This window comes from Streptacidiphilus sp. EB129 (assembly GCF_041262645.1).
GTDB lineage: Bacteria > Actinomycetota > Actinomycetes > Streptomycetales > Streptomycetaceae > Streptacidiphilus.
Genome location: NZ_JBGCCS010000005.1, coordinates 151,934 through 177,817, shown reverse-complemented (window position 1 = coordinate 177,817; position 25,884 = coordinate 151,934). Strand labels below are relative to the sequence as shown.

Genomic DNA, 25,884 nt, shown 5'->3' with positions numbered 1-25,884 from the left:
CCAGGAAGGCACCCGCCGTGACCCAGTCCGACCCGCCCCGTCCCACCGCCGAGAATGCCGACAGCACCGGCGTGCTCGGGACCGGAGGCAGCGCAGAGGGGGTCCGGGTCCCGGACACCTTCCGGGCAGGCCGTCCGGCCGCGGTGGTGCAGCCTCACCGAAGGGTCCGGCTCTCCGGATCGAGCACCGGCCCCACCACCACCGCCTCGGCCGCCCCGCAAGCGGCGGCCGTCGACTACACCGCCGTCGCACCCGTGACCGCGGCGGCCGGCGCCGTCACACCGGGCGCGCCCGGCAGGTCCGGCCCGCCGGACCCGTCCCCGTTCACCGACGCCACCCTCGCCCCCAGCGAGATCACCCGGCTGGTCGGCGGCTGGCACCACGACCCGCACGGCGTGCTCGGCATGCACCGGGTCCCGCAGGGCGCGGCCGTGCGGGTGCTGCGGCCGCTCGCCGAGCGGGTCGTCGCCGAGACCGACGCCGGCCGCTTCGAGCTGACGCACCAGCAGGACGGGCTGTTCACCACGCTGATCCCGCTGGCTGAGGACCAGGAACCGCCGCAGTACCGGCTCCGGGTCAGCTACGCCGACGGCCCCGAGCTGCTGCAGGAGGACGGCTACCGCTTCCTGCCCACCCTGGGCGGCACCGACCTGCACCTGATCGGCGAGGGCCGGCACGAGCAGCTGTGGGACGCCCTCGGCGCACAGCCGCGCACCATCGACGGCGTCGCCGGGACCGGCTTCGCGGTCTGGGCCCCCAACGCCTCCGGAGTGCGGCTGATCGGCGACTTCAACGGCTGGAACGGCGCCGCACACCCGATGCGCTCGCTGGGCGGTTGCGGGGTCTGGGAGGTCTTCGTGCCCGGCGTCGGCGAAGGGGATCGCTACAAGTACGAGATCGCCACCCGCGACGGCCGGATGCTGCAGAAGGCCGACCCGCTGGCGCGGCGCACCGAGATGCCCCCCGCCACCGCCTCGATCGTGCACCGCTCCACCCACGTCTGGCAGGACCAGGACTGGTTGGACCGGCGTTCCTCGGCCGGCGCGCACGACCACGCGATGTCCGTCTACGAGGTCCACCTGGCGTCCTGGCGGCCCGGTCTGAGCTACCGGCAGCTGGCCGAGCAGCTCCCGGCATACGTCCGCGACCTCGGCTTCACCCATGTCGAGCTGATGCCGATCATGGAGCACCCGTTCGGCGGGTCCTGGGGCTACCAGGTCTCCGGCTTCTACGCCCCCACCGCCCGCCTGGGCACCCCCGACGACTTCAAGGTCCTGGTCGACGCGCTGCACGCGCACGGCATCGGCGTGATCGTGGACTGGGTCCCGGCGCACTTCCCCAAGGACGACTTCGCCCTGGCCCGGTTCGACGGCCAGCCGCTGTACGAGCCGGCCGACCCGCTGCGGGCCGAGCACCCGGACTGGGGCACCCTGGAGTTCGACTACGGCCGCACCGAGGTGCGCAACTTCCTGGTCGCCAACGCCGTGTTCTGGTGCCAGGAGTACCACGTGGACGGGCTGCGGGTGGACGCCGTGGCGTCGATGCTCTACCTGGACTACTCCCGCGAGGGCGACGCCTGGAGCCCCAACGCCGACGGCGGCCGCGAGAACTGGGACGCGGTGCGGTTCCTGCAGGAGATGAACGCCACCGTCTACCGCCGCTGCCCCGGTGTGGTCACCCTCGCCGAGGAGTCCACCGCCTGGCCGGGGGTCACCCGGGCCACCGAGCACAGCGGCCTGGGCTTCGGCCTGAAGTGGAACATGGGCTGGATGCACGACTCGCTCCAGTACATGTCCCACGAGCCGGTGCACCGCAAGTACCACCACAACGAGATGACCTTCTCGATGGTGTACGCGTACTCGGAGAACTACCTGCTGCCGATCTCGCACGACGAGGTGGTGCACGGCAAGAGGTCACTGGTCGCCAAGATGCCCGGGGACTGGTGGCAGCAGCGCGCCAACCTGCGTGCCTACCTCGCCTACATGTGGGCCCACCCCGGCAAGAAGCTGCTGTTCATGGGGCAGGAGTTCGCCCAGGGCGCGGAGTGGGACCACGACCACGGCCCGCAGTGGTGGGTCCTGGCCGATGACTGGCCGGCCGCGGCGGAGCACCGCGGCGTCCAGGACCTGGTCCGCGATCTGAACGGGATCTACCTGGACTCGCCCTCGCTGTGGCAGCTGGACAACGAGCCGGCCGGCTTCTCCTGGATCGACGGCGGCGCGGCCGAGGACAACGTCTTCTCCTTCATCCGGTCCGACCGGGCCGGGCGGCCGCTGGTCAGCGTCACCAACCTGTCCCCCGTGGTCCGGCACGGCTACCGGGTCGGCCTGCCCACGGTCCGCGGGGACGTCCGGGACTCACGGTGGCTGGAGGTCCTCAACACCGACACCGAGGTGTACGGCGGCAGCGGGATCGGCAACCCCGATCCGGTCAAGGCCGAAGCCGTCCCGTGGAACGGCCGGGACACCAGCGCGGAGCTCACCCTCCCGCCGCTCGCCACCATCTGGCTGACCCCGGCCTGACCCCGGCCCGAGCAGCCCGACGGCGAACGGACGGCTCCCGGACGCGGGTCCTGCGGCGCGGGTCCGGCGCGGGCTCTCGCGTCCGGGAGCCGGACGGGCGGGACGGGGCGAGCGGTGCCCGCATAGGGTCGGGGCATGACCGTCGTCGCCGTCCCCGGCTCCAAGTCCATCACCGCCCGTGCCCTGTTCCTGGCCGCCGCGGCCGAGGGCACCACCGTCCTGCGGCGGCCACTGCTGTCCGACGACAGCGAGGGCTTCGCCGAGGGCCTGCGCACCCTCGGCTACCGGCTGGACCAGCAGCCGGGCCACTGGACCGTCGAGGGCCGCCCGGCCGGCCCCGCGGTGGAGGCGGCCGAGGTCTACTGCCGGGACGGGGCCACCACCGCACGCTTCCTGCCGGCGCTGGCGGCCGCGGGCCACGGCACCTTCCGCTTCGACGCCTCCGCACAGATGCGCCGCCGGCCGCTCGGTCCGCTGACCACCGCGCTGCGCGAGCTGGGCGTGGACCTCACCCATGAGCTGGCCGAGGGCCACCACCCGCTGACGGTCCGCGCCGACGGCATCAAGGGCGGCGCGCTCACCCTCGACGCCGGACTCTCCTCGCAGTTCCTCACCGCACTGCTGCTCACCGGCCCGCTGACGGCCGACGGCCTGGACATCACCGTCTCCGACCTGGTCTCGGTCCCGTACGTGGAGATGACCCTGGCCATGATGCGCCGCTTCGGCAACGACGCCCGGCGTGTCGGCGACACCTTCCACGTGCCGGCCCAGCCCTACCGGGCCACCGACTACCTGATCGAGCCCGACGCCTCCACCGCCAGCTACTTCCTGGCCGCCGCCGCGCTGACCGGACGCACCGTCACCATCCCCGGCCTGGGCTCCGACTCGCTGCAGGGGGACGTCCGCTTCGCCGAGGTGCTGGCCGCGATGGGCGCGGAGGTGGACCTGCGCCCGGACTCGGTCACCGTCACCGGGCCGGAGCGGCTCCGCGGCGTCACCGTCACCATGCGCGACATCTCCGACACCGTCCCGACCCTGGCCGCCATCGCTCCCTTCGCGGACGGCCCGGTCCGGATCGAGGACGTCTACAACACCCGGGTCAAGGAGTGCGACCGGCTCGCGGCCTGCGAGGAGAACCTCACCGCCCTCGGCGTCCCGGTCCGCACCGGGACCGACTGGATCGAGATCCAGCCGGCCCGACCCCGTTCGGCGGCCATCGCCTGCCATGGCGACCACCGCATCGCGATGTCCTTCAGCGTCGCCGCGCTGCGCGTGGACGGCGGCGTCACCCTCGACGACCCGGGCTGCGTCCGCAAGACCTTCCCCGGCTTCCACGACGCCCTGGCCGCGCTGCGCGGCGACTGGGGCCTGTGACCAACCCCTGACCGGCACTGACCGGCGCTGACCGGCGCGGGTGCGGCTACGTCGTCCGTCGCGCGGCGATGTGCTCCGGCACCGGAATCCCCGCCGGCAGCGCCGGGTCGGGGACCGGGCTGCCCCAGCCGGTCAGCAGCGGCAGCTCGCCGGCCCAGAGGCCGAGCGCGGCGTCCGGTCCCTCCCCGTCGTCGGGCGGCCCCGCGCTGATCTTCACCGAGGCCTCGTCCAGGGCGAGCGCCAGCAGCGTGGTCGCCGCGAGCTCCTTGCGGTTGGGCCGCCGGGCGTAGTCCCACTGGCCGGGGGCGGCCTGCTCGGTCAGCAGCCGCAGACCCTCCAGCTTCTCCTCCGGGTCGGTGACCACGCGGGGCACGCCGTAGATCATGGCGCAGCGGTAGTTGACGCTGTGCTCGAACACCGAGCGGGCCAGCACCAGCCCGTCCACATGCGTGACCGTGACGCAGACCGTCGCCTCCGGCGAGGCCACCAGGCTGCGGCTGGCCACCGAGCCGTGCAGATAGAGGGTGTCGGCGTCGGCGCCGTAGACGGTGGGCACCACCATCGGCACACCGTCGACCGAAACGCCCAGGTGGCAGAGGAAGCCCGCCGCGAGCACCGCGTTCAGGTCGGCACGCCCGGACCGTCCGTTCTCACGCATCCGACGCAGCCGGGTCCGGTCGGTGGCCGACAGCGGAAGCCCTTCGCTCGTCGCGACGGATGATGTTTCGGTCATGTTGCGCCCCAAGCTCGACGAAATCAGTTGTGATATTTGAATTCTTACATGGAATTCGTAGTTCTGGAAGGCCGGTAAACGAAATCCGCCAAACCATTGCCAAGGTCCTTAACGGAACGGCACCATGTGGCACGCGCTCTAGCCCCAGGTGCCGAAGCAGCGATCCTGACTCCGGCTGTGCACGCCCCACGAAGCCCGTCGCACCCATGCGCCGCGCGAACCTCCGACGCGTGCCCCCGCCCTGCACGTCCCCGCCGCACCACCCCCCTTCCGCATGCCCCGCCGCCGTGAGGCACCCCTGTCGCGCGCCCGCACGCGCACCTCCGGCCGCGGCCCATGGAGAGGCACCACCGTGAGCACTTCGCGCAACGAGATACCCGTCGAGAGCAGAACCGGCCTGCGCGCCAATGTCCTCGGCGGCTTCGACACCGTCATCATGGCCCTGGCCGGCAGTGCCCCCGCCTACTCGCTGGCCTCCACCACCGCGGTGCTGGTCGGCGCGGCCGGCCTGGTCAGCCCCGCAGCCCTGCTGTGGTGCGCGATCCCGATGCTCGGCATCGCCTGGGCCTTCAACTACCTGGGCCGGCTGGACGTCAACGCGGGCGCCAGCTACTCCTGGGTCGGCCGGGCGCTGCACCCCTCACTGGGCTTCCTCAGCGGCTGGTCCCTGGTCGTCTCGGCGACGATCTTCATGGTGGCCGGCTCGCTGCCGGCCGGGCAGTACACCCTGTCGCTGTTCAGCAGCGACTGGGCCAACAACACCTGGGCCTCGATCGGCGTCGGCGCGGTCGCCTTCCTGATCATGGCCCTGCTGGTGCTGCTGGGAGCGCGGATCACCGCGCACGCGCAGTGGATCATGACCGGTATCGAGGTCGCCATCCTGGTCGCCTTCGGCCTCGCCGCGCTGATCCACGGCGGCAGCGCCGCCACCTTCTCCTGGAGCTGGCTCTGGGGCTTCGGCCACTTCGGCGGCATCAAGGGCTTCTCCGCCGCCGCCCTGGTGGCCGCCTTCTACTTCTGGGGCTGGGACGTCACCGCCAACCTCAGCGAGGAGACCAGCAACAGCAAGCGCAACTCCGGGCTCGGCGGCCTGGTCGGCGTGGTCGGCGTCTTCGCCCTGTTCGAGGTCATCACCATCGCGGTGAACCTGATCATCAGCCAGAAGGACATCACCGACCCCAACTCGCCGCCGCTGCTCACCACCCTGGGCAACACCGTGTGGCCGGGCGCGGGCGGCAAGATCATGGTCATCGCGGTCGTGCTCTCCACCATCGCCACCCTGGAGACCACCCTGATCCAGGTCACCCGCTCGCTGTTCGCCATGGGCCGCGACCGGACCGTCCCCTCGGTCTTCGGCCGGTCGCACTCGCGCTGGCAGACCCCGTGGGTGGCCATCGCCGTGGTCGTGGTGGTCTCGCTCGGCCTGTTCGTGGCGTCCAACTCGCTGGGCTCGGTCAGCAAGATCATGGCGGACGCGGTCGCCGCCATCGGCCTGCAGATCGCGGTCTACTACGCGCTGGCCGGCTTCGCCGTGGTGGTCGCCTACCGCAAGCTGGTGCTGAAGTCGGTGTCCAACGCCATCTTCGTCGGCCTCTGGCCGCTGGCCGGCGCGGTGTTCATGGCCTTCCTCTTCGTCGAGAACTGCATGAACCTGCCCGGTGTGCAGATCGCCATCGGCCTCGGCGCGCTGGCCCTCGGCATCATCCCGATGACCTGGTACTGGATCAAGGGCAGCGAGTACTACCGCACCGGCACCCAACGCCTGGACGCCACCGCGGCCGACGCCGTGGACGCCCTGTACGGGGAGAGCACCCTGGCGGCGAGCGCCTCCGGCACGGGCGATAGCCTCGCCACGGACATCTGACGGGCACCCATATATCCGTCCGTAGACGGACGTTGTCAGAGATTGCAGCGTAAGACATTGCAGCGCATGCCAGCGCAGCAGCCGCGGATGTCGGGCCGGTAGCCACCGGTCCCGGCATCCGCTTGCGGCGTTCTCCGCCCAGCCGACCGAAGCTCCATCCTCAGCTCCATCGTCCCAGCCGAGAAGCGGTCCCCCTCCATGGCCAGAGCACGACGACGCAATGCCGCAGCAAACCGGTTCGACCCCACCTTCGGCGACCACGCCCTCGCCACCGCCCGCCAGGACCTGGTCGTCGGCCGCTGGCAGGGCGCCCGCGACCTGCTCCGCGACACCGGCCGCGACTGGGACCGGCGCACCCACCGGATGCGGCTGCTCGCCGACACCGCGGCCGGCATCCGTACTGTGGAGACCTGGCAGTCCGCCGAACCGGACAACCCCGACGCGCTGGTGCTGCGCGCCGAGACCGAGGTGATGCGGGTCTTCTCCGCCGTCGCCGAGGCCAACCGCAGCGCGGGCGCGCCGCCGCCGAACCAGGACAGCCTGGAACGCGCCCACCTCGACCGGGCCGCCCGGATCTGCCTGCAGGCCGCGGAGAAGAACCCGGCCGACCCGATCCCCTGGGTCTCGCTGATGACCCTGGCCCGCCTCTACGGCAGGGGCCACCCGCACGTCTGGCACTGGTGGCGCGAGCTGCAGGCCCGCGACCCGTACAGCCGCGAGGGGCACCACCAGGTGCTGCGCCACCTCTCCGCCCGCTGGCACGGCTCGCACGGCGAGATGTACAACTTCGCCCGGGACAGCGCCGCCTTCGCCCCGCCCGGCTCCCCGCTGGCCGCCCTCACCCAGGCGGCGCGTGCCGAGCACTACCGGCAGCTGATCGACACCGAGGGCGCGCACGCCGTGGGCCTCACCTACCACTGGAGCCACGAGGTCGCGGTACAGGCGCTGCACACCACCATGCGGCACTGGATCGGCCACCGCAGCGGCATCGAGTACGCCCAGGACGTGGCCGACCTCAACCTGCTGGCGCACGGCCTGGTCTTCGCCGGGCTGAGCGCCGAGGCCGCCGAGGTGCTGCGCCACCTGGGCGACCGGCCCACCCGCGTGCCCTGGTCCTACTCCGGCGACCCGGAGTCCCAGTTCGACCACTGGCGCGGCCAGCTCCTGCGCTGACCGCCGCACCGGCCCGCGCGCCGTGGGACGTTGGTCACCCTGCCCCGGCGGGCACTGGTGCCGACCGGGTGCGAGGGTAATGTCGTGGAGCGGGTCTGCGTCCGCGCCGGGCCTGTCGTCAGCGATCGACCAGGCAAGGAACGGAGTGCCTCCGTGGCGCGCAGCGTGTATGTGACCGGGATCGGTCGGGGGGACGGCCGGCAGGCGGTCGAGCTGGGGGTCATGGAGCTGCTGACCCGCCAGGTGGACCGGGTCGGCGTGTTCCGCCCGCTGCGGCACGGGCACACCGACCATGTGGTGGAGCTGCTGCGCGGCCGCTACCGGGTGGACCTGCCGACCGAGGAGCTGTACGGCCTCAGCTACGACGAGGCCGCCGCCCTGCAGGCCGAGCGCGGACCGGACGAGCTGGTCGGCATCCTGGTGGAACGTTTCCGCGCGGTGGAGCGCCAGTGCCAGGCCGTCCTGGTGCTCGGCACCGACTTCGCGAGCACCAGCATCCCGGACGAACTGGCGGTCAACGCCCGCCTGGCCAACGAGTTCGGCGCCCTGGTGCTGCCGGTGGTCGGCGGCCACCGGGAGACCGCCGACGCCGTGGTCGCCGAGGTCCGCAACGCCCACCGCGCCTACTCCGACCTGGGCTGCAGCGTGCTGGCCATGGTCGCCAACCGGGTCGCCGGACGGGACAAACAGGAGGTCTCCCGGCGACTGACGGGCCGTCCGGACGTGCCGGTGTACGTGATCCCGGACGAGCCCGCACTGTCCGCGCCCACCGTCGCCCAGGTCGTCGAGACCACCGGCGCCGAGGTGCTGCTCGGCGACGCCTCCGGGCTGGCCCGGGACGTGCGCCGGTTCGTGTTCGGCGGGGCGATGCTGCCCAACCTGCTCGGCGCGCTCTCCGAGGGCTGCCTGCTGATCACCCCGGGCGACCGCGCCGACCTGCTGGTCGGCTCGCTCGCGGCCCACTCGGCCGGCTCCCCGCCGATCGCCGGGGTGCTGCTGACGATGGGCCAGCACCCGGACGGCGAGGTGATGCGGCTGGCCGCGCGGATCGCCCCCGGCACCCCGGTGGCCGCCGTCGCCACCGGCAGCTTCGAGACCGCGACCTCGCTCTCCACGCTGGAGGGCAAGCTGACCGCCGCCAGCCCGCGCAAGGCGGAGACCGCGCTCGGGCTGTTCGAACTCCATGTCGACACCGCCGAACTGACCAGCCGGATCGAGCTCAGTCGCTCCGAGCGGGTCACCCCGATGATGTTCGAACACGAGCTGCTGGAACGGGCGCGCGGCGGCGCCCTGCGCGAGGTGGTGCTGCCGGAGGGGACCGAGGAGCGGGTGCTGCGGGCCGCCGAGGTGCTGCTGCGCCGCAACGTCTGCCACCTCACCCTGCTCGGCCCCGACAGCGCGGTCCGCCGACGGCTCGCCGAGCTGGGCCTGGACCTGGGCCTGGACCGCGAGGACGCGCCGGAACGGGCCCGGGCCCGGATCATCGACCCGGCCACCTCCCCGCTGCGGGACCGGTTCGCCGAGCTCTACGCGGAGATCCGCAGGCACCGGGGGATGACCGTGGAGGCCGCGCACGACGTGGTCACCGACGTCAGCTACTTCGGCACCCTGATGGTCCAGGAGGGCCTGGCCGACGGCATGGTGAGCGGCGCGGTGCACTCCACCGCGGCGACCATCCGACCCGCCTTCGAGATCATCAAGACCTCGCCGGGCGCGGCCATCGTCTCCTCGGTCTTCTTCATGTGCCTGGCCGACCGGGTGCTGGTCTACGGCGACTGCGCGGTCAACCCCGACCCGGACGCCGAGCAGCTCGCCGACATCGCCGTCCAGTCCGCCGACACCGCGGCCCGCTTCGGGGTGGAGCCCCGGGTCGCGATGCTCTCCTACTCCACCGGGACCTCCGGCAGCGGCGTGGACGTGGACAAGGTCCGCAAGGCCACCGAGCTGGTCCGGCGGCTGCGACCGGACCTGATGGTCGAGGGCCCGATCCAGTACGACGCCGCGGTCGAACCCGACGTCGCCGCGACCAAGCTGCCCGGCTCCGCGGTGGCCGGCCGGGCGACGGTGCTGGTCTTCCCTGACCTGAACACCGGCAACAACACCTACAAGGCGGTCCAGCGCTCGGCCGGGGCGGTGGCCGTGGGCCCGGTGCTGCAGGGTCTGCGCAAGCCGGTGAACGACCTGTCGCGCGGCGCGCTGGTCCAGGACATCGTGAACACCGTGGCCATCACCGCCTGCCAGGCCCGCAGCGCCCAGGAGGCACTGCAGTCCGAACAGGCACCGCAGGCCGAGCAGGCAGCAGGCAAGGAGCAGCAGTCGTGACCGACGCCACCCGCGTTCTCGTCCTCAACTCCGGTTCCTCCTCCGTGAAGTACCAGCTCATCGAGATGACGGACGGGAGCCGCCCGGCCTCCGGCCTGGTCGAGCGGATCGGCGAGCCCGGCGACTGCCCGGACCACACCGCCGCCCTCGATCTGGTCGCCGACGAGCTGGCCGCCAGGGGCCTGGGGCTGGACTCCCCGCAGCTCGCCGCCATCGGGCACCGCGCCGTCCACGGCGGCACCCGTTTCACCGCGCCCACCCTGATCACGGACCAGGTGGTGCAGGCGATGCGCGAGCTGATCCCGCTCGCTCCACTGCACAACCCGGCCAACATCACCGGCATCGAGATCGCCCGCAAGCTGCGGCCCGACCTGCCGCAGGTCGCGGTGTTCGACACCGCCTTCCACGCCACCATGCCGGAGAGCGCCGCCCGCTACGCCATCGACACGGCCACCGCGGACCGTTACTCCGTCCGCCGCTACGGCTTCCACGGCACATCCCATCAGTACGTGTCCCGGCGTACCGCCGAACTTCTGGGGAAGTCACCCGAAGCGGTGAACGTGATCGTGCTGCACCTCGGCAACGGCGCCAGCGCCGCGGCCGTGGCCGGCGGTCGCTGCGTGGACACCTCGATGGGCCTGACCCCGCTGGAGGGCCTGGTCATGGGCACCCGATCGGGGGATCTGGACCCGGCGATCCTGCTGCACCTGCACCGGGTCGGCGGTCTGTCCGTGGACGAGATCGACACCCTGCTGAACCGCCGCAGCGGCCTGGCCGGCCTGTGCGGCGACAACGACATGCGGGAGATCACCCGCCGGATCGCCGAGGGCGACGAGCAGGCGAGGCTGGCCTTCGACATCTACGTGCACCGGCTGCGCAAGTACCTGGGCGGCTACTACGCGGTACTCGGCCGGGTGGACGCGATCGCCTTCACCGCCGGGGTCGGCGAGAACGCGGTCCCGGTCCGCGAGGCGGCACTGGCCGGCCTGGAGGACCTCGGCATCGACCTCGACCACGCCCTCAACCAGGTCCGTTCCACCGAACCGCGGCTGATCTCGACCCCCACCTCCCGGGTGGCGGTCGCCGTGGTGCCCACCGACGAGGAATTGGAGATCGCCCAGCAGACATTCGGCCTGGTCCGTCGGATCCAGAGCGCCTGAGAAGGATCCAGAGCGTCGATTGAGCATCGTTTGTTCGAGAATGCACCCGAAAGGTGACCCGATAGAATGAGCCATATGCGCCGAGCCAAGATCGTCTGCACCCTGGGTCCCGCGACGGACAACTTCGAACAGTTGAAATCACTGATCGAAGCTGGCATGAACGTCGCCCGTCTGAACATGAGCCACGGCGTCCACGCCGACCACGAGGAGCGCTATCGCAATGTGCGCGCCGCCTCGGAGGCGACCGGACGCGCCGTCGGCGTTCTCGCCGACCTGCAAGGTCCCAAGATCCGTCTGGCGACCTTCGCCGACGGTCCGGTGACCGTCGAGAACGGTGACACCTTCACCATCACCACCGAGGACGTCCCCGGTGACCAGCACATCTGCGGTACCACCTACAAGGGCCTGCCCGGCGACGTGAAGCCCGGCGACCCGGTCCTGATCAACGACGGCGTGATCGCGCTGGAGGTCGTCAGCGTCGACGGCCCGCGTGTGGTGACCCGGGTCGTCGAGGGCGGGGTGCTCTCCAACAACAAGGGCATCAACCTGCCCGGCGCGGCCGTCAACGTCCCCGCCCTGTCCGAGAAGGACAAGGACGACCTGCGCTTCTCGCTGCGTCTGGGCGTCGACATGGTCGCGCTCTCGTTCGTGCGCAACGCCGCCGACATCGACGACGTCCACGCGGTGATGGACGAGGTCGGGATCCGCGTCCCGGTCATCGCCAAGGTGGAGAAGCCGCAGGCGGTGGAGGCCATGGAGGAGATCGTCCTGGCCTTCGACGCGGTCATGGTGGCCCGCGGCGACCTCGCCGTGGAGTACCCGCTGGAGCGGGTGCCGCTGGTGCAGAAGCGCCTGATCACGCTCTGCCGCCGGAACGCCAAGCCGGTCATCGTCGCCACCCAGATGATGGAGTCGATGATCACCGCCTCGCGCCCCACCCGCGCGGAGGCCTCCGACTGCGCCAACGCCATCCTGGACGGCGCGGACGCGGTCATGCTCTCCGCCGAGTCCAGCGTCGGCAAGTTCCCGATCGAGACCGTGCAGACCATGTCGCGGATCATCGAGGCGGCCGAGGAGGAACTGCTGTCGCAGGGCCTGCAGCCGCTGAACCCGGGCCGCAAGCCGCGCACCCAGGGCGGGGCGGTCGCCCGGGCCGCCTGCGAGCTGGGCGACTTCCTCGGCGCCAAGGCGCTGGTGGCGTTCACCAAGTCCGGTGACACCGCCCGCCGGCTGTCCCGCTACCGCTCGCCGATCCCGGTGCTGGCCTTCACCCCGGACGCCTGTACCCGCAACCAGCTGACCCTGAGCTGGGGCGTGGAGACCTTCGTGACCCCGCAGGTGGACAACACCGACGCGATGGTCGACCAGGTCGACGGCGCGGTACGGCAGTTGGGCCGCTACGGCCAGGGCGACACCTTCATCGTCACCGCCGGTTCGCCCCCCGGCGTGGTCGGCACCACGAACATGCTCCGGGTGCACCACCTGGGCGAGAGCGCGAGCGGCTGACCGCACCCGCGCGGGTGAACGACAAGGCCGGCCCGGTCGAGGTTCGACCGGGCCGGCCTTCGTCGTGCCGAGGGCCCGTCAGGAGGCGGTGTAGAACAGGTGCATGCCGGGGATGGTCAGCGTGCCGCCGACCTGCCCGGCCTGGATCGCCGTGGCGTCGCTGAACTCCAGCGTCAGCGGGACCGGAATCGAGCCGACCAGGTTGTACAGCCAGTCCGGCAGGGTGTCCGGGGTGAGCGTCAGGCTGAGGTTCAGCCAGCCCAGCGGGATGCCCTCGGCCGCCTTGAGCGTGCCCGAGAGGCTGGTGACATACATGGTCACCGTGCTGTCGCGCATGGTCGAGGTGGTGCCGGCACCGCCCTGGACGTGCAGCCGCTGGCCGTTCTGCTGCGTCGACATGTCCAGGTCGCCGATGTTGACTTCCTGGGCCGTGAACTTCAGTACCCGGACGTCCCCACCGGCGGTCGGGATGGTCTTCACGCCCCAGAACTGGGTGTTGATCAGCTCCAGGTCGCTCGACTTCAGCGTCCAGGGGTCCTTGGGGAACTCCCCCGCGCCGATGACGCTGGTGTCCATCGGCGCGGCCAGGTGGCTGGCGTCGCACATCACGTGCGTGGCGGCGCCGGGGGTGGCCGTGGCGGCGGGCGTCGTCGGCGCCTTCGTGGGCGTGCCGGTGGACGGCGCGGACGGCGTGCCGGGCGCGGTCGTCGGCGCCGTCACGGGCGCACCGACCGGCGCCGCCGGGGCGGTGGTGTGGCTCGCCGCAGGAGCGGTGGTGGCGGCAGCGGCCGGGACCGCGGCGGCCCGCGGCGCGGTCCTCGCGGCGGCGGTGGGGGTGGCGGTCGCGGTGGGGGTGGCCACGCCGGTGCCGGCACCCGCGTGCTGGTTCAGGCCCAGCAGGGTGCCGATGCCGTGCAGCAGCCCGTCGATGGGATTGGCCGGGTCGGGGCTCTGGACCGGCGCGGAAGCCGGCGCCGTGGTCGGGGCCGCGCTCGGCGCGGTCGTCGGCGCGGTGGCCGGAGCCGCCTGCTGCGGCGCGCTCTGGGCCCGCTGCACCGGCACCGCGGTCGCGGTGGGGGCCGTCGCGGCCTTCACCGGTGTCCCGGTCCGCGGCGCCGCCTTGGAGGTCGAGGACTGCGTGGCGGAGGACTTCGCGCTGCTCCCCTGCTGCGGCGCCGTCGAGGCCGCCGCGCTCTTGGCGGCCGCCGCCTCCTTGGTGCAGTCGGTACCGGTGGCCGCGGGGCCGGAGCTGCCGGTCGAGATCGGGGCAGCGGTCCTGGTGTCGGCGGCGAAGGCCAGCTTGGGCGCGATGGAGCCCATCAGCAGCGCCGTCGGCACCGCGGTGAGCGCCAGGGCGCGGCCGACCGGGAGCTGCATCCGGCCCCGGACGGTACGGCGCGGGGCCGCGTGCCGGGCGGACCGGCGGACCGGCGGCTGCGACTCGTCGGCCGACATGGCGGTGCTACCGCTGTCACTGGCCATCGCTCGTCGCCTCCCCGCCGTCGGCCGCGTGCGCGGCACCCGCCTCGTTCTGGGCAGCCGCCCGAGGTGCGGCGGTCTCCTCGGCCATCAGCTCCGTCAGCCTCGTCTCGGCCACCGGGTCCGCCACCGACTCGGCGTTCCTGGGCGCCTTCAGCGGCGCCCAGGAGCAGACCAGCGCCCCGCCGAGGAGCCCCGGGATCAGGCCGAGACCGAAGCCGCCGAAGTTCGCCATCGGCAGCGACACCAGGGACAGCACGATCGCCGCGATGCCGGCGAACACCCGCACCAGGGGCTGGAACCACACCGAGATGCCGAGCGAGATCAGCAGCAGGCCGATGATCAGCGCCCCGGCTCCGGCGGTGGTCGAGAGCTGGATGCGCAGCCCGCTGACGTTCAGGGAGGCATAGGGGAAGTACAGGATCGGAAAGCCGGCGAGAAGGACCAGCAGGCCGCCCCAGAAGGGACGACTACGGCGCCAGTTCCGGAACGCCCGGCGGGCCTTGCTGAAGCCGGTCCCGGGCTCGGGCCGCGCCTGTGCGGTCGCGCTCGTCACGTGGCAGCTCCCTGGTGGAGTAGTGCAAAGCTTGTCGACTGCGGTGTGGGGGCCACCGCAGGAGTCTGGAACGGACGGCGGGGAGGGACCTGGGCCCCTCCCCGCCGCGCTTGACGGAGCATCAGAACTCCGCCGGTGGTTCAGCGGCGAGCCGCAGCGGTCACGGCGAGGGGCACGGGGAGTCGCCCGAGGCCAGGCTGAGGTGCATCCCGTTGAGCGAGAAGGTGCCCGCCGAGGTGGCCCACGACTGCTGGACGACGCCGGTCAGGGTGGCCGAGTCGGCCTCCTGCGCGAAGCCGGTCGGGTCGGTCTTGCCCGCGTCCTGCGGGTTCACCGGGCCCTTGGTGATGCCGCCGACGGCGACACCGATGTTGATGTTGGTGAAGGTCGCAGTCTTGGCCTGGAGGTCGGTCATGTCCAGGAAGATCTGCTTGGCGGTGACCGGGTTCGCCGGGTCGTCACCAGCATGGATGGTGAGGGTGTAGGTCCCGAACGGGGTCGACACCGGCACCGACTGGCAGAGGCTCTTGATGGTGGCGGACGTGAAGCCCGACACCGCCACCGGGAAGCCGGTCTTCGGGTCCTTGGCATTGTGGAAGTCCACCGTGCCGTACTGGGTGAACCCGGTGCCGTCGAGCTCACCGGCGGTCACCTTGGCCTGCACACCCGAGACGCTGAACGATGCGGCAAGCGCACCCTGGGCAATGCTGACCCCGACGGCCGCGGTGGCGGCGATGGTCGGGACCATGACGACGGCGAACCGCTTCCAGCGGGTCTTGCCGTAAGTCTGAGACATAACGAGGTCCTCCTTCTCGGACGTGCATCTCCGGCCTGCCCCGCTTGGGCCCCGGCCTGGGATGGGGAGAAGAGCTACGTCCTCGGGAAGGGGAGCGCGTCGGCTGCGTGTGATCCGTGAGCCCCGTGAGGTCCCTCACCTGAACAACCACGTCTGATCGGCAGCATCGGCGATCACCCCCGAGCGACAACCACCGGCCGTGCTGGATGCGCGGCCGTGAGAGGACAGGCTTCACCGGGGAAGGCGAAGACCCCCCTGCCCTCACGGGACCGGCTGGCCGGCCCCGGCCCGGTGGGGATTCCGTCGCCCGCACCCCCGACCGGCTGTCGGGGCTGTGGAAACGGACCGAGCGAGCCTGATGTTGGTCCAAACGGGCCCACTGCACAAGTACTTCATTACTGGCGAGTAAGGAGAGGGTGATGCCAATCGTTCACGTGACCGAGGGGTGAATCACGGCGCGTGACGATGCAATGATCGAGTAACCGGGCAATCCAGGGGAAACATGGAGTTAACAGACGAAGGCGGCCACCCAGGGTGACCGCCGACGCTGAATATCAAGATTTGATAAAACTCGGCCCTCGTGCCGCCTTTGTCGGCAAATCGTCAAGCCGCTCCGGGCCGGAATCCCGCCCCCGGCCGGTCAGAACAGCCGTCGTGCCAGCGCTCCGCGAGCCTTCGTCACCCGCGGGTCGTCCGCGCCGATGACCTCGAACAGCTGCAGCAGATGCGTCCGCACCCGGTCACGGTCCGTGCCCGCGGTCAGGCCGACGGTGTCGACCAGGCGCGCGAAGGCGTCCTCGACATGGCCGCCGACCAGGTCCAGATCGGCTGCGACGATCTGCGCCTCCGGATCCGCCGGACGCTCGGCCGCCGCCGCGCGGGCCGCCTGCGGGTCCACCCCCTGCACCCGCTGCAGCAGCTCGGCCTGGGCCAGGCCGAGCGACGCCTCGGCATTGCCGGGCCGGTCGGAGAGGACGTTGCGGTAGGCCTGGATCGCGCCGCCCAGGTCACCCTGGTCCATGGCGTCATGCGCGGCCTGCAGCGCCGGATCGGCCGGCGGCTCGGCGGCGGCCTCGACCACACCGCCACGCCCCGAGCGGATCCCGACCTCGCCGACCACGCCCAGCCGCTCCCCGGCGACCTTGATCAGCTCGTCCAGCAGCTGGCGGATCTGCGGCTCCGTCGCCGGACCCTCGAACAGCGGGATCAGCTGCCCGGCCACCACCGCGAGCACCGTGGGCAGGTCCCGGATCTGCGCCTGCTGGGCCAGGTTCTGACTGGTGCGGATGTCGACCATGGCGAGCACGAAGCGGCCGTCGTACTCCTCGGCCAGCCGCTCCAGCACCGGGTTGAGCTGCTCGGCGGGCGCATAGCCCTCGGCCCAGAAGTTCAACAGCACCGGCACCTCGGCCGACAGCTGGACCACCCGGTCCTCGAACTCGGTCTCCGTGACGTCGAACACCAGTGGCCCGGCCGAGGGGGCGGCATCGTCGCCCCCCGCCTCCTGGGCCTGACGGGCGCGGGCGGCACGAGCCTGCTCCGCCTTCTGGGCGGCCTCCGCTGCCGCCTTGACCGCGGCGAGGTCGACCGCACCGCGCATGGACATGTTCCGTGGCTGCATGGCTCTATCCTCCCCCGTCCGCGCGCTACTACGTGAATCGTCCGGAAAGCTGACCGACATTCACTCCGTGGACTCCCGCCGGCTGCGGGGCCCAGGGAGGCGGTCGGCACCGTCCCGGGGTACTGGTGCGCGAATCCCCATCCGCGCCGGCGTGGCTGTCGCAAGCTTTCGCTACGAGTCGTAGCGTATATGCCTTCGGTCGCCGCGTGCACACGCTCCGACGTGAACTGCGCCACGTTCCCGGTCGCGCCCCTTCCGCCACCCCGGACGAACACAGGTAACCTCCGCAGACGCACCTTTCCCACCTGCGAGGATCCCCATGACCGAGCTCACCACGCCGCGCCGGGGCCGTCCCCGTAGCGCCGACGCGGACCTGGCGATCCTCGCCGCCACCCGCGCCGCGCTCGCCGAGCACGGCTGGGGCGGGCTGACCATGGGGGACGTCGCCACCCGCGCGGGGGTCGCCAAGACCACCCTCTACCGGCGCTGGCCGTCACGGAACGAGCTGGTGGTGGACGCCGTCGCGGTGCTCTTCGACGACCTGGAGATGATCGACCTCGGCAGCCTGCGCGCCGACATCGAGGCCGTGGTCCAGCAGTTCGCCGACCTGCTGGCGCTGCCGGAGAGCCAGGCCGCCCTGCTGGCGCTCTTCGCCGAGGCCACCCGCGACCCGGCGCTGCGGCAGCGGGTCCGCGAAGCCATCATCGACCCGCAGAAACGCCTGGTGCACCAGGGCCGGGCCGCCGCCCAGGCCCGCGGCGAACTCCCCCCGGACGCCGACCCGGAGGTGGCCGCCCAGGACGTCGACATCATCTTCGACACCATCGCCGGCGCGGTCGAGCACCGGGTCCTGGTCCTGGGCGCCTGCGCCGACCCCCAGTGGATCAGCCGCTTCACCACGCTGCTCCTGGCCCCCCTGACGGCCCTTCACCAGGACTGACGCTGCTGACCGGGGCTCAGAACCCGGCGGGCTCCGTGTAGGTGCCCCACTCGGCGCGCAGCGCGTCGCAGATCTCGCCCAGGGTGGCCTCCGCCCGCACCGCGTCCAGCATCGGCGGGAGCATGTTCGTGCCCTCCCGCGCCGCCGTCAGCATCGCCGCCAGGCCCGCCCGCACCGCCGCCTCGTCGCGCCCGGCCTTGCGCGCCGCGAGCACCGCGACCTGCTCGGTCTCCACCTCGTGGCTGACCCGCAGGATCTCCAGCGGCGGGGTGACGCTGCCGGTGTGGCAGTTGACGCCGACGACCCGCTTCTCGCCCTTCTCCACCGCGGTCTGGTAGGCGAAGGCCGCCTCCGCGATCTCCCCGGTGAACCAGCCGTTCTCGATACCGCGCAGGATGCCCGCGGTCATCGGGCCGATGTCGTGACCCGGCGCGCCCATGCCCATGATCTTCTCGAAGATCGCCTCCGCCTGCGCCTCGATCCGGTCCGTCAGCGCCTCGACGTACCAGGAGCCACCCAGCGGGTCGGCGACATTGGCCACCCCGGTCTCCTCCAGCAGCACCTGCTGGGTCCGCAGCGCGATCTCCGCCGCCTGCGCCGAGGGCAGCGCCAGGGTCTCGTCCAGGGCGTTGGTATGCAGCGAGTTGGTCCCGCCGAGCACCGCCGACAGCGCCTCGACGGCCGTGCGCACCACGTTGTTGTACGGCTGCTGCGCGGTCAGCGAGACCCCGGCCGTCTGCGTGTGGAACCGCAGCCACTGCGCCTTCTCGGTCTTCGCGCCGTACTTCTCCTTCAGCCAGCGCGCCCAGATCCGCCTGGCCGCGCGGAACTTGGCGATCTCCTCGAAGAAGTCCAGATGGGCGTCGAAGAAGAACGACAGCCCCGGCGCGAAGACGTCCACGTCCAGCCCCCGCGACAGCCCCAGCTCCACATACGCGAAGCCGTCGGCCAGCGTGAACGCCAGCTCCTGCGCGGCGGTCGACCCCGCCTCACGGATGTGGTAGCCCGAGACCGACAGCGGCTTGTAGTCCGGGATGTTCGCGGCGCAGTACTCCATCAGGTCGCCGATCAGGCGCAGATGCGGCTCAGGTGCGAACAGCCACTCCTTCTGCGCGATGTACTCCTTGAAGATGTCGGTCTGCAGCGTGCCGTTGAGCACCCCCGGGTCGACACCCTGGCGCTCCGCCGCCACCAGGTACATGCAGAACACCGGGACGGCCGGCCCCGAGATGGTCATCGAGGTCGTGACGTCACCCAGCGGCAGGTCCGCGAACAGCACCTCCATGTCGGCGGCCGAGTCGATCGCGACCCCGCAGTGCCCGACCTCGCCCAGCGCGCGCGGGTCGTCCGAGTCGCGGCCCATCAACGTGGGCATGTCGAAGGCCACCGACAGACCGCCACCACCGGCGTCCAGAATCATCCGGTAGCGCTCGTTGGTCTGCTGGGCGTTGCCGAAACCGGCGAACTGCCTGATGGTCCAGGCCCGGCCCCGATAACCCGTCGCGTAGAGCCCACGCGTGAACGGGTACTCCCCGGGCCAGCCGATCCGTTCCGGCACCTCACCCTGCTCCGGCCCGTACACCGGCTCGACGAGATCACCGCTGAGCGTGGTGAAGTCGGCGTCGCGCTTACGCGCACCGTCGTACCGTCGCTGCCAGCGCTCGCGTGCGTCCATCGGTCGACCCCAGGTTCCAGGAGATAGGTGGATGTCCTACTAATTTACTCGGACGTCCTACTATTTGTCGACGGCCCCATACTGCGCCGATCCAAAGAATGCCCAAAGGGCGCGTCTCCCCAGGAGACGCGCCCTCAAGAACCGCAATCAGACGCTGACGAGCGCCTCGTCCTGCTCCGCCAGCTGCGCGCGGACGTCCTGCATCACGCGGCGCTCGGCGATGAACGAGCAGGTCGGGATGGTGCCGGCGAGGATCACCCAGGCCATCCGGCTCATCGGCCAGCCCAGCTTGTTGCCCAGGGTGAAGGCGACCACGGCATAGAGCATGAACGCCCACCCGTGAATGGTGCCGACCACGGCCACCGCGACCTGGGCGGTACCGAAGCCGTACCAGGCGACACACGAGGCACACAGCAGCAGCAGCCCGACACCGGTCACGTACGCCAGCACCCGGTAGGCCTTCAGCAGAGCAGTCGAGTTCTTCACGGAACGAGCGTAGCCGCCCAAAAGTGGATCTCTCACACCACCCCAGGCCCCTCGCTGAAGTCTCCCGCGGCGACCCGCAACGGCCGCAGCACCTCGAAGAGCTCGCGGCATCCGGCGTCGTCGTACCCCTCGAGGCCGAAGTCCATCGCCATCAGGTCCCTGGTGGCGTCCTCGACCACGCGCCGCCCCTGCACGGTGATCGCCGCCAGCACCCCCCGCCCGTCCAGCGGATTGGGACGCCGGGCCACCAGCCCGGCGCGCTCCAGCCGGTCCACCGTGTTGGTAACACTCGTGGGATGCACCATCAGCCGCTCGCCGATCTTCGACAGCGGCAGCTCACCGGCCTGGCTGAAGGTCAGCAGCACCAGCGCCTCGTACCGGGCGAAGGTCAGCCCGTACGGCTTGACCACGGCGTCCACCTGCGCCAGCAGGATCTGCTGGGCCCGCATCACCGAGGTGATCGCCGCCATGGCCGGCACGGCGCCCCAGCGCCGGGTCCACAACTCGTCGGCGCGGGCGATGGGATCAAAAGAGAGGCTCAGCGGCTTGGGCACAGCCCTACCGTACCGGCCGGTCAGGACGCGAAGGCGAGCCCCTGCTTCTCTTCCCTGGCCAGCAGGCGCTCGGCGTAGAAGCCGCCGCCGGGGATGACCGAGAGCGCCATGATCCACGCGGCCCGTCCGAAGGACCAGCGCTGCCGGCGCCAGGCCTCCAGCGCGAACACCACGTAGAAGATGAAGAGGATGCCGTGGATCGGGCCCAGAACCGGCACCGCGTTGAACGACGTCGTGTACTTCAGCACCGTGCAGACAAGCAGCAGCACAAACGACATGCCCTCCGGCATCGACACCAGGCGCAGGCGGTGCACGGCACTGTTCTTCACTGGGGACCTCTCTCCACGACCCGGACACACAACGCCCCCAGTATCACCGACCCCAGCCCCCCTTCCCGACACGGGGTCGGCAACCGCGCCCCGCTATCCTGCTCGCCAGAACCAGGAACGATCACACGGGGGAACCATGAAGTGGGACTGGGACCGGCGCACCTGCTCGCGTCGCGGGCACGTCACCTACGCACCCACCGAGCCGCACCTGCACGACCGGCTGCGTGCCGACACCGCGCTCGGCGAGGCCTGGCGCTGCCTGCGCTGCGGGGACTTCGCCCTCGGCGCCCCGCACGGCACCGGCAAGGCCACGGACGCCCCGCTCGTCCCACGCGGCAAGGCACTGCGCGACCTCTTCATCCTCCGGCTCCTCGCCGTGGAGCGGATAGTCCGCGGGGTGTTCATCGTCCTGGTCGCGGTCGCGGTCTGGGAGTTCAGCAACAGTCAGACCTCGGTGCAGCAGTTCTTCCAGGACAACCTCACCCTCCTGCAGCCGATCGCCGCCCACTTCCACTACGACCTGAACAACTCCCCGATCGTCGGCAGCATCCAGAAGACCTTCAGCTACAAGCACTCCACCCTCCTGATCACCGCCGCCGCCCTCCTCGGCTACGCGCTGATCGAGATCGTCGAGGCCTTCGGCCTGTGGGCGGCCAAGCGCTGGGCCGAGTACCTCACCGTCGTGGCCACCGCCGCCTTCCTGCCCCTTGAGGTCTACGAGCTGACCCACAAGATCAGCTACCTCAAGATCGGCACCCTCCTGCTCAACGTCGCAGCGGTGCTCTACATCCTGCTCGCCAAGCGTCTCTTCGGTCTGCGCGGCGGCGCGGCGAAGTTCGAGGCCGAACGGCACAGCGCCTCACTCCTGGAGGTCGAGACCTCCGCCGGCGAGCACCCCCAGGCAGCCCAACCCACAAAGTAGTCAAACATTAAACTTCCGCAGGTATCATGAATCCCATGGAAACCAGCAGCACGGAGAACGCCCCCTGGCTCACCGCCGAGGAACAGCGGCTCTGGCGCGCCCACCTGGAGGTCAGCCGTCTGCTGATGTACCAGCTGGAGCGCGATCTCCAGCCCTTCGGGCTGGCCACCAACGACTACACGATCCTGGTGGAGCTCTCCGAGGCGCCCAAGCGCCAGATGCGGATGACCGACCTGGCCACGGCGACCCTGCAGTCCAAGAGCCGGCTCTCGCACCAGATCACCCGGATGGAGACGGCCGGCCTGGTCACCCGCGAGGGCTGCCCCGGTGACCGCCGCGGGCTCTACGCCGTGCTCACCGACCAGGGCTGGGAAACGCTGCGCCAGGTCGCCCCGCACCATGTGCGGAACGTCCGGGACCACTTCATCGACCGGCTCGAACCCGAGCAGATCGCCTCCATGTACGAGGCCCTCGCCCCCATCGCCGAACGCCTGCGCACCCTCCGCGGCCGCGGCTGACGCCGTCACACCGCGGTAACCCCCGACACCAGCTCATCAGCCGCCGCATAGGGATCGAGCTCGCCCTTCGCCACCCGCTTGGCCAGGGCGTCCAGCCGCCGGTCCCCGTGCAGCGTGGCAAAGCGCTCGCGCAAAGCAGTGACAGCGATGGTCTCCACCTCCTGCGCCGCCCGCCGGATCCGCCGCAGCGTCAGCTCGCCGTGCTCCTCCATCCAGGCCCGGTGCTTCTCCAGGGCCTCGACGACCTCCTCGACGCCCTCACCCCGCGCCGCGACCGTCTTCACGATCGGCGGGCGCCAGTCCCCCGGCCCCCGGGACGCCCCCAGCCCCAGCATGTTGTTCAGCTCCCGCGCCGTGGCGTCCGCCCCGTCCCGGTCGGCCTTGTTGACCACGTACACATCGCCGATCTCCAGGATCCCGGCCTTCGCCGCCTGGATCCCGTCCCCCATCCCCGGCGCGAGCAGCACCACGGTCGTGTCGGCCTGAGCAGCGATCTCCACCTCCGACTGCCCCACCCCCACCGTCTCCACCAGCACCACATCGCACCCCGCCGCGTCCAGCACCCGGATCGCCTGCGGCGCGGCCCACGCGAGCCCGCCCAGATGACCACGGGTCGCCATCGACCGGATGTAGACATCCGGATCGGTCGCGTGCTCCTGCATCCGGACCCGGTCGCCCAGCAGCGCCCCGCCCGAGAACGGCGACGACGGGTCGACCGCGAGCACCCCCACCCGCTTCCCCCGCCGCCGATACGCGCCCACCAGAGCGGACGTCGACGTCGACTTCCCCACCCCGGGCGACCCGGTCAGCCCGACCGTGTAGGCACGGCCGGCCAGCGGCGCCAGGGCGGCCATGACCTCCCGCAGCTCCGGGGACGCCCCCTCCACCAGCGAGATCAGCCGCGCGACGGCACGCGGCCGTCCCTCACGCGCCTGCTCGACCAGCGTCCCCACATCCATCGCACAACTCCCTAGATCAGAACCGACACCGCTCCGCGCCCGCGCTTTTCACCCCCCTCCGCACGGAAGGGGGCGGGACGGGGCGGGGTGGTCGCGGCAGGGGCCGTATCAGCGTATTTGCGGGCGCAACGGCCGGCACCACCTCCCACCGGGTCCGCCCGAAAATATGCAGGCCCCAGAGCGACCACCCCGCCCCCGGCCCGCCCCCCCCCCCCCCCCCCCCCCCCCCCCCCCGCGCCCCCCCCCCCCCCCCCCCCCCCCCCCCCCCCCCCCCCCCCCCCCCCCCCCCCCCCGCCCCGCGCACCCAACCCCCGCCGGAGGCAAGCCCGCGCCCACCCCCGCCGGAGGCAAACCCCCGCCCCGCGCACCCACCCCCACCAAAGGCACCCCCCGCCGGAGGCGACCCCTCAGCGCACCCGCACGATCAGAGCGTCGCCCTGCCCACCACCCCCACACAGCGCGGCAGCGCCAACCCCCCCGCCCCGCCGCTTCAGCTCCATCGCCAGCGTCAGCACCACCCGCGCCCCGGACATCCCGATCGGGTGACCCAGCGCGATCGCCCCGCCATTGACGTTCACCTTGTCGAGCGAAACACCGAGGTCCTTCACCGACTGCACGGCGACCGCCGCGAACGCCTCGTTGATCTCGACCAGGTCCAGATCCTCAACCCCCAGACCCTCCTTCGCCAGCGCATGCAGAATCGCGTTCGAGGGCTGCGACTGCAGCGAGTTGTCCGGCCCGGCCACGTTCCCGTGGGCGCCGATCTCGGCGATCCACTCCAGACCCAGCTCCTCCGCCTTGGCCCGGCTCATGACGACCACGGCCGCCGCGCCGTCCGAGATCTGCGAGGACGTCCCGGCCGTGATCGTGCCGTCCTTCGTGAACGCCGGGCGCAGCTTGGCCAGCGACTCCACCGTCGTCTCGGCCCGAATCCCCTCGTCCGTCGCGAAGACCAGCGGCTCACCCCTGCGCTGCGGGATCTGCACCGGCACGATCTCCGCCTCGAAGACCCCGTTCTTCTGCGCCGCCGCGGCCAGCTGGTGCGACCGGGCCGCGATCGCGTCCTGCTCCTCGCGGCCGATGCCCAGCCGGGCGTTGTGGATCTCGGTGGACTCGCCCATCGGAATGTTCTCGAAGGCGTCGGTCAGCCCGTCGTACGCCATCGTGTCCAGCAGCTCCACCGCACCGTACTTGTAGCCCTCGCGGGACTTCGGCAGCAGGTGCGGGGCGTTGGTCATCGACTCCTGGCCACCGGCCACCACGACGTCGAACTCTCCCGCGCGGATCAGCTGGTCGGCCAGCGCGATCGCGTCCAGCCCGGACAGGCAGACCTTGTTGATCGTCAGCGCCGGCACGCTCATCGGGATGCCGGCCTTCACCGCGGCCTGCCTGGCCGGAATCTGGCCGGCCCCGGCCTGCAGCACCTGCCCCATGATCACGTACTGGACCTGGTCCCCGCTCACCCCGGCCCGCTCCAGCGCGGCCTTGATGGCGATGCCGCCGAGGTCTGCGCCGGAGAAGCCCTTGAGGGAGCCGAGGAGACGGCCCATGGGGGTGCGCGCACCTGCGACGATCACGGACGTGGTTGCCGAGTTGCTCATGTCGAGCCCCTTTGCTGCGACGGGCCTGGGCGCGGCGCTGCCACGGTCACTGCGTTCCAGGGAGAGGTTTTGGCCCAATCTACTGATGCGTACCCCGGCCGTCACGACGGCACGGGTGTGATCACGGGCACGGTGGGGCCGGGTTTCGCCCGAGCGCCGGTTGCGGTGCACTGATAGCCGGCCCACCGCATCGACAAACCCCCAGCAGCCAGGAGACTTCCGTGCTCACCCGCATCGACCACATCGGCATCGCCTGTTTCGACCTGGACAAGACGGTCGAGTTCTACCGTGCCACCTACGGCTTCGAGGTGTACCACAGCGAGGTCAACGAGGAGCAGGGGGTGCGCGAGGCCATGCTGAAGATCAACGACACCGGCGACGGCGGCGCCTCCTACCTCCAGCTGCTGGAGCCGACCCGGGAGGACTCCGCGGTCGGCAAGTGGCTGGCCAAGAACGGCGAGGGCGTGCACCACATCGCCTTCGGCACCGCGGACGTGGACGGCGACGCGGCGGACATCCGCGGCAAGGGCGTGCGGGTGCTCTACGACCAGCCCCGGATAGGCTCGATGGGTTCCAGGATCACCTTCCTGCACCCCAAGGACTGCGGCGGAGTGCTGACCGAGCTTGTCACGGCGAACCCGGCCGGTCACGACACTCACGAGTAACCAGAGAAAGCATTCCCACCCCCCTGCGCACCAGGGCCATGACGTGAGAAAATGCGCCGGTGCCACGCCCTCTCGGGGTGCGGGGGGCCGGGGATGCGTCGCGCACCGTCTCCATGCAAGGGTGGCGGG

The 25,884-nt window shown here is 71.4% G+C and carries 22 protein-coding genes; 11 read left to right on the top strand and 11 right to left on the bottom strand.

Annotation, left to right across the window (positions count from 1 at the left end):
* The first annotated feature begins 17 nt into the window (after positions 1-17).
* Together glgB and aroA are read left to right on the top strand one after the other, a co-directional pair.
* Positions 18-2,522, top strand: a complete 2,505-nt coding sequence (glgB, locus tag ABH925_RS08605; RefSeq protein WP_370146572.1) for a 1,4-alpha-glucan branching protein GlgB — start codon at positions 18-20, stop codon at positions 2,520-2,522.
* Between the two features lie 135 nt (positions 2,523-2,657).
* Positions 2,658-3,896: a 3-phosphoshikimate 1-carboxyvinyltransferase gene (aroA, locus tag ABH925_RS08600; protein WP_370146570.1), complete on the top strand. Its 1,239-nt coding sequence runs from the start codon at positions 2,658-2,660 to the stop codon at positions 3,894-3,896.
* A 46-nt stretch (positions 3,897-3,942) separates the two neighbouring features.
* Here the strand turns inward: aroA and ABH925_RS08595 are convergent, their stop codons facing one another.
* Entirely contained in the window at positions 3,943-4,629 is a 687-nt protein-coding gene (locus ABH925_RS08595; RefSeq protein ID WP_370146569.1) for a pyridoxamine 5'-phosphate oxidase family protein, read from the bottom strand.
* A gap of 436 nt (positions 4,630-5,065) precedes the next feature.
* On the opposite strand from ABH925_RS08595, the gene ABH925_RS08590 reads away from it, so the two are divergent.
* The 5 genes from ABH925_RS08590 to pyk all read left to right on the top strand — a co-directional run bounded on the left by ABH925_RS08590 (position 5,066) and on the right by pyk (position 12,654).
* Positions 5,066-6,493 (top strand): APC family permease, encoded by a 1,428-nt coding sequence (locus ABH925_RS08590; protein WP_370146811.1) that lies wholly within the window; start codon positions 5,066-5,068, stop codon positions 6,491-6,493.
* Between the two features lie 198 nt (positions 6,494-6,691).
* Positions 6,692-7,666 carry a hypothetical protein gene (locus ABH925_RS08585; protein ID WP_370146566.1) on the top strand — a complete coding sequence of 325 codons (975 nt, stop codon included), beginning with the start codon at positions 6,692-6,694 and terminating at the stop codon, positions 7,664-7,666.
* 153 nt (positions 7,667-7,819) lie between these two features.
* Positions 7,820-9,988 carry a phosphate acetyltransferase gene (pta, locus tag ABH925_RS08580; protein ID WP_370146563.1) on the top strand — a complete coding sequence of 723 codons (2,169 nt, stop codon included), beginning with the start codon at positions 7,820-7,822 and terminating at the stop codon, positions 9,986-9,988.
* On the top strand, positions 9,985-11,148 hold the full coding sequence (locus tag ABH925_RS08575) for an acetate kinase (RefSeq protein WP_370146562.1): 1,164 nt from the start codon (positions 9,985-9,987) through the stop codon (positions 11,146-11,148). The genes pta and ABH925_RS08575 overlap by 4 nt, the downstream gene beginning before the upstream one ends.
* Positions 11,149-11,223: 75 nt before the next feature.
* Positions 11,224-12,654 carry a pyruvate kinase gene (gene pyk, locus ABH925_RS08570; protein WP_370146560.1) on the top strand — a complete coding sequence of 477 codons (1,431 nt, stop codon included), beginning with the start codon at positions 11,224-11,226 and terminating at the stop codon, positions 12,652-12,654.
* A gap of 78 nt (positions 12,655-12,732) precedes the next feature.
* Here the strand turns inward: pyk and ABH925_RS08565 are convergent, their stop codons facing one another.
* The 4 genes from ABH925_RS08565 to ABH925_RS08550 form a co-directional block, all read right to left on the bottom strand.
* Positions 12,733-14,136 carry a hypothetical protein gene (locus ABH925_RS08565; protein ID WP_370146558.1) on the bottom strand — a complete coding sequence of 468 codons (1,404 nt, stop codon included), beginning with the start codon at positions 14,134-14,136 and terminating at the stop codon, positions 12,733-12,735.
* Entirely contained in the window at positions 14,126-14,689 is a 564-nt protein-coding gene (locus ABH925_RS08560; RefSeq protein ID WP_370146557.1) for a DUF6114 domain-containing protein, read from the bottom strand. Before ABH925_RS08560 ends, ABH925_RS08565 begins: the two co-directional genes overlap by 11 nt.
* A gap of 160 nt (positions 14,690-14,849) precedes the next feature.
* Entirely contained in the window at positions 14,850-15,485 is a 636-nt protein-coding gene (locus ABH925_RS08555; protein ID WP_370146556.1) for a DUF6230 family protein, read from the bottom strand.
* Between the two features lie 640 nt (positions 15,486-16,125).
* Positions 16,126-17,106: a tetratricopeptide repeat protein gene (locus ABH925_RS08550; RefSeq protein ID WP_370146553.1), complete on the bottom strand. Its 981-nt coding sequence runs from the start codon at positions 17,104-17,106 to the stop codon at positions 16,126-16,128.
* Between the two features lie 319 nt (positions 17,107-17,425).
* On the opposite strand from ABH925_RS08550, the gene ABH925_RS08545 reads away from it, so the two are divergent.
* Positions 17,426-18,046 carry a TetR/AcrR family transcriptional regulator gene (locus ABH925_RS08545; RefSeq protein ID WP_370146552.1) on the top strand — a complete coding sequence of 207 codons (621 nt, stop codon included), beginning with the start codon at positions 17,426-17,428 and terminating at the stop codon, positions 18,044-18,046.
* A gap of 16 nt (positions 18,047-18,062) precedes the next feature.
* Here ABH925_RS08545 and ABH925_RS08540 read toward each other — a convergent pair whose 3' ends face one another.
* From ABH925_RS08540 to ABH925_RS08525, 4 genes are all read right to left on the bottom strand, one after another.
* Positions 18,063-19,721 (bottom strand): methylmalonyl-CoA mutase, encoded by a 1,659-nt coding sequence (locus tag ABH925_RS08540; protein WP_370146551.1) that lies wholly within the window; start codon positions 19,719-19,721, stop codon positions 18,063-18,065.
* Positions 19,722-19,868: 147 nt separating this feature from the next.
* Positions 19,869-20,207, bottom strand: coding sequence for a DUF3817 domain-containing protein (locus ABH925_RS08535; protein ID WP_370146550.1), 339 nt, complete (start codon positions 20,205-20,207; stop codon positions 19,869-19,871).
* 32 nt (positions 20,208-20,239) lie between these two features.
* The gene (locus ABH925_RS08530) at positions 20,240-20,761 is read right to left on the bottom strand and encodes a MarR family winged helix-turn-helix transcriptional regulator (RefSeq protein WP_370146549.1); all 522 of its coding nucleotides are present in this window, start codon (positions 20,759-20,761) and stop codon (positions 20,240-20,242) included.
* Positions 20,762-20,781: 20 nt separating this feature from the next.
* Positions 20,782-21,090, bottom strand: a complete 309-nt coding sequence (locus ABH925_RS08525) for a DUF3817 domain-containing protein (RefSeq protein ID WP_370146548.1) — start codon at positions 21,088-21,090, stop codon at positions 20,782-20,784.
* 136 nt (positions 21,091-21,226) lie between these two features.
* Between ABH925_RS08525 and ABH925_RS08520 the strand changes: the two genes are divergently transcribed.
* Both ABH925_RS08520 and ABH925_RS08515 read left to right on the top strand, forming a co-directional pair.
* Positions 21,227-22,012, top strand: a complete 786-nt coding sequence (locus ABH925_RS08520) for a DUF2127 domain-containing protein (protein ID WP_370146546.1) — start codon at positions 21,227-21,229, stop codon at positions 22,010-22,012.
* A 35-nt stretch (positions 22,013-22,047) separates the two neighbouring features.
* On the top strand, positions 22,048-22,530 hold the full coding sequence (locus tag ABH925_RS08515; RefSeq protein WP_370146543.1) for a MarR family winged helix-turn-helix transcriptional regulator: 483 nt from the start codon (positions 22,048-22,050) through the stop codon (positions 22,528-22,530).
* Positions 22,531-22,535: 5 nt separating this feature from the next.
* On the opposite strand, the gene meaB is transcribed toward ABH925_RS08515, so the two are convergent.
* A complete protein-coding gene (meaB, locus tag ABH925_RS08510) occupies positions 22,536-23,489 on the bottom strand; it encodes a methylmalonyl Co-A mutase-associated GTPase MeaB (protein ID WP_370146542.1) in 954 nt (317 codons plus the stop codon).
* Positions 23,490-23,896: 407 nt separating this feature from the next.
* Positions 23,897-25,090, bottom strand: coding sequence for an acetyl-CoA C-acetyltransferase (locus ABH925_RS08505; protein ID WP_370146541.1), 1,194 nt, complete (start codon positions 25,088-25,090; stop codon positions 23,897-23,899).
* 221 nt (positions 25,091-25,311) lie between these two features.
* Between ABH925_RS08505 and mce the strand changes: the two genes are divergently transcribed.
* A complete protein-coding gene (gene mce, locus ABH925_RS08500; protein ID WP_370146539.1) occupies positions 25,312-25,755 on the top strand; it encodes a methylmalonyl-CoA epimerase in 444 nt (147 codons plus the stop codon).
* Positions 25,756-25,884 lie beyond the last annotated feature (129 nt).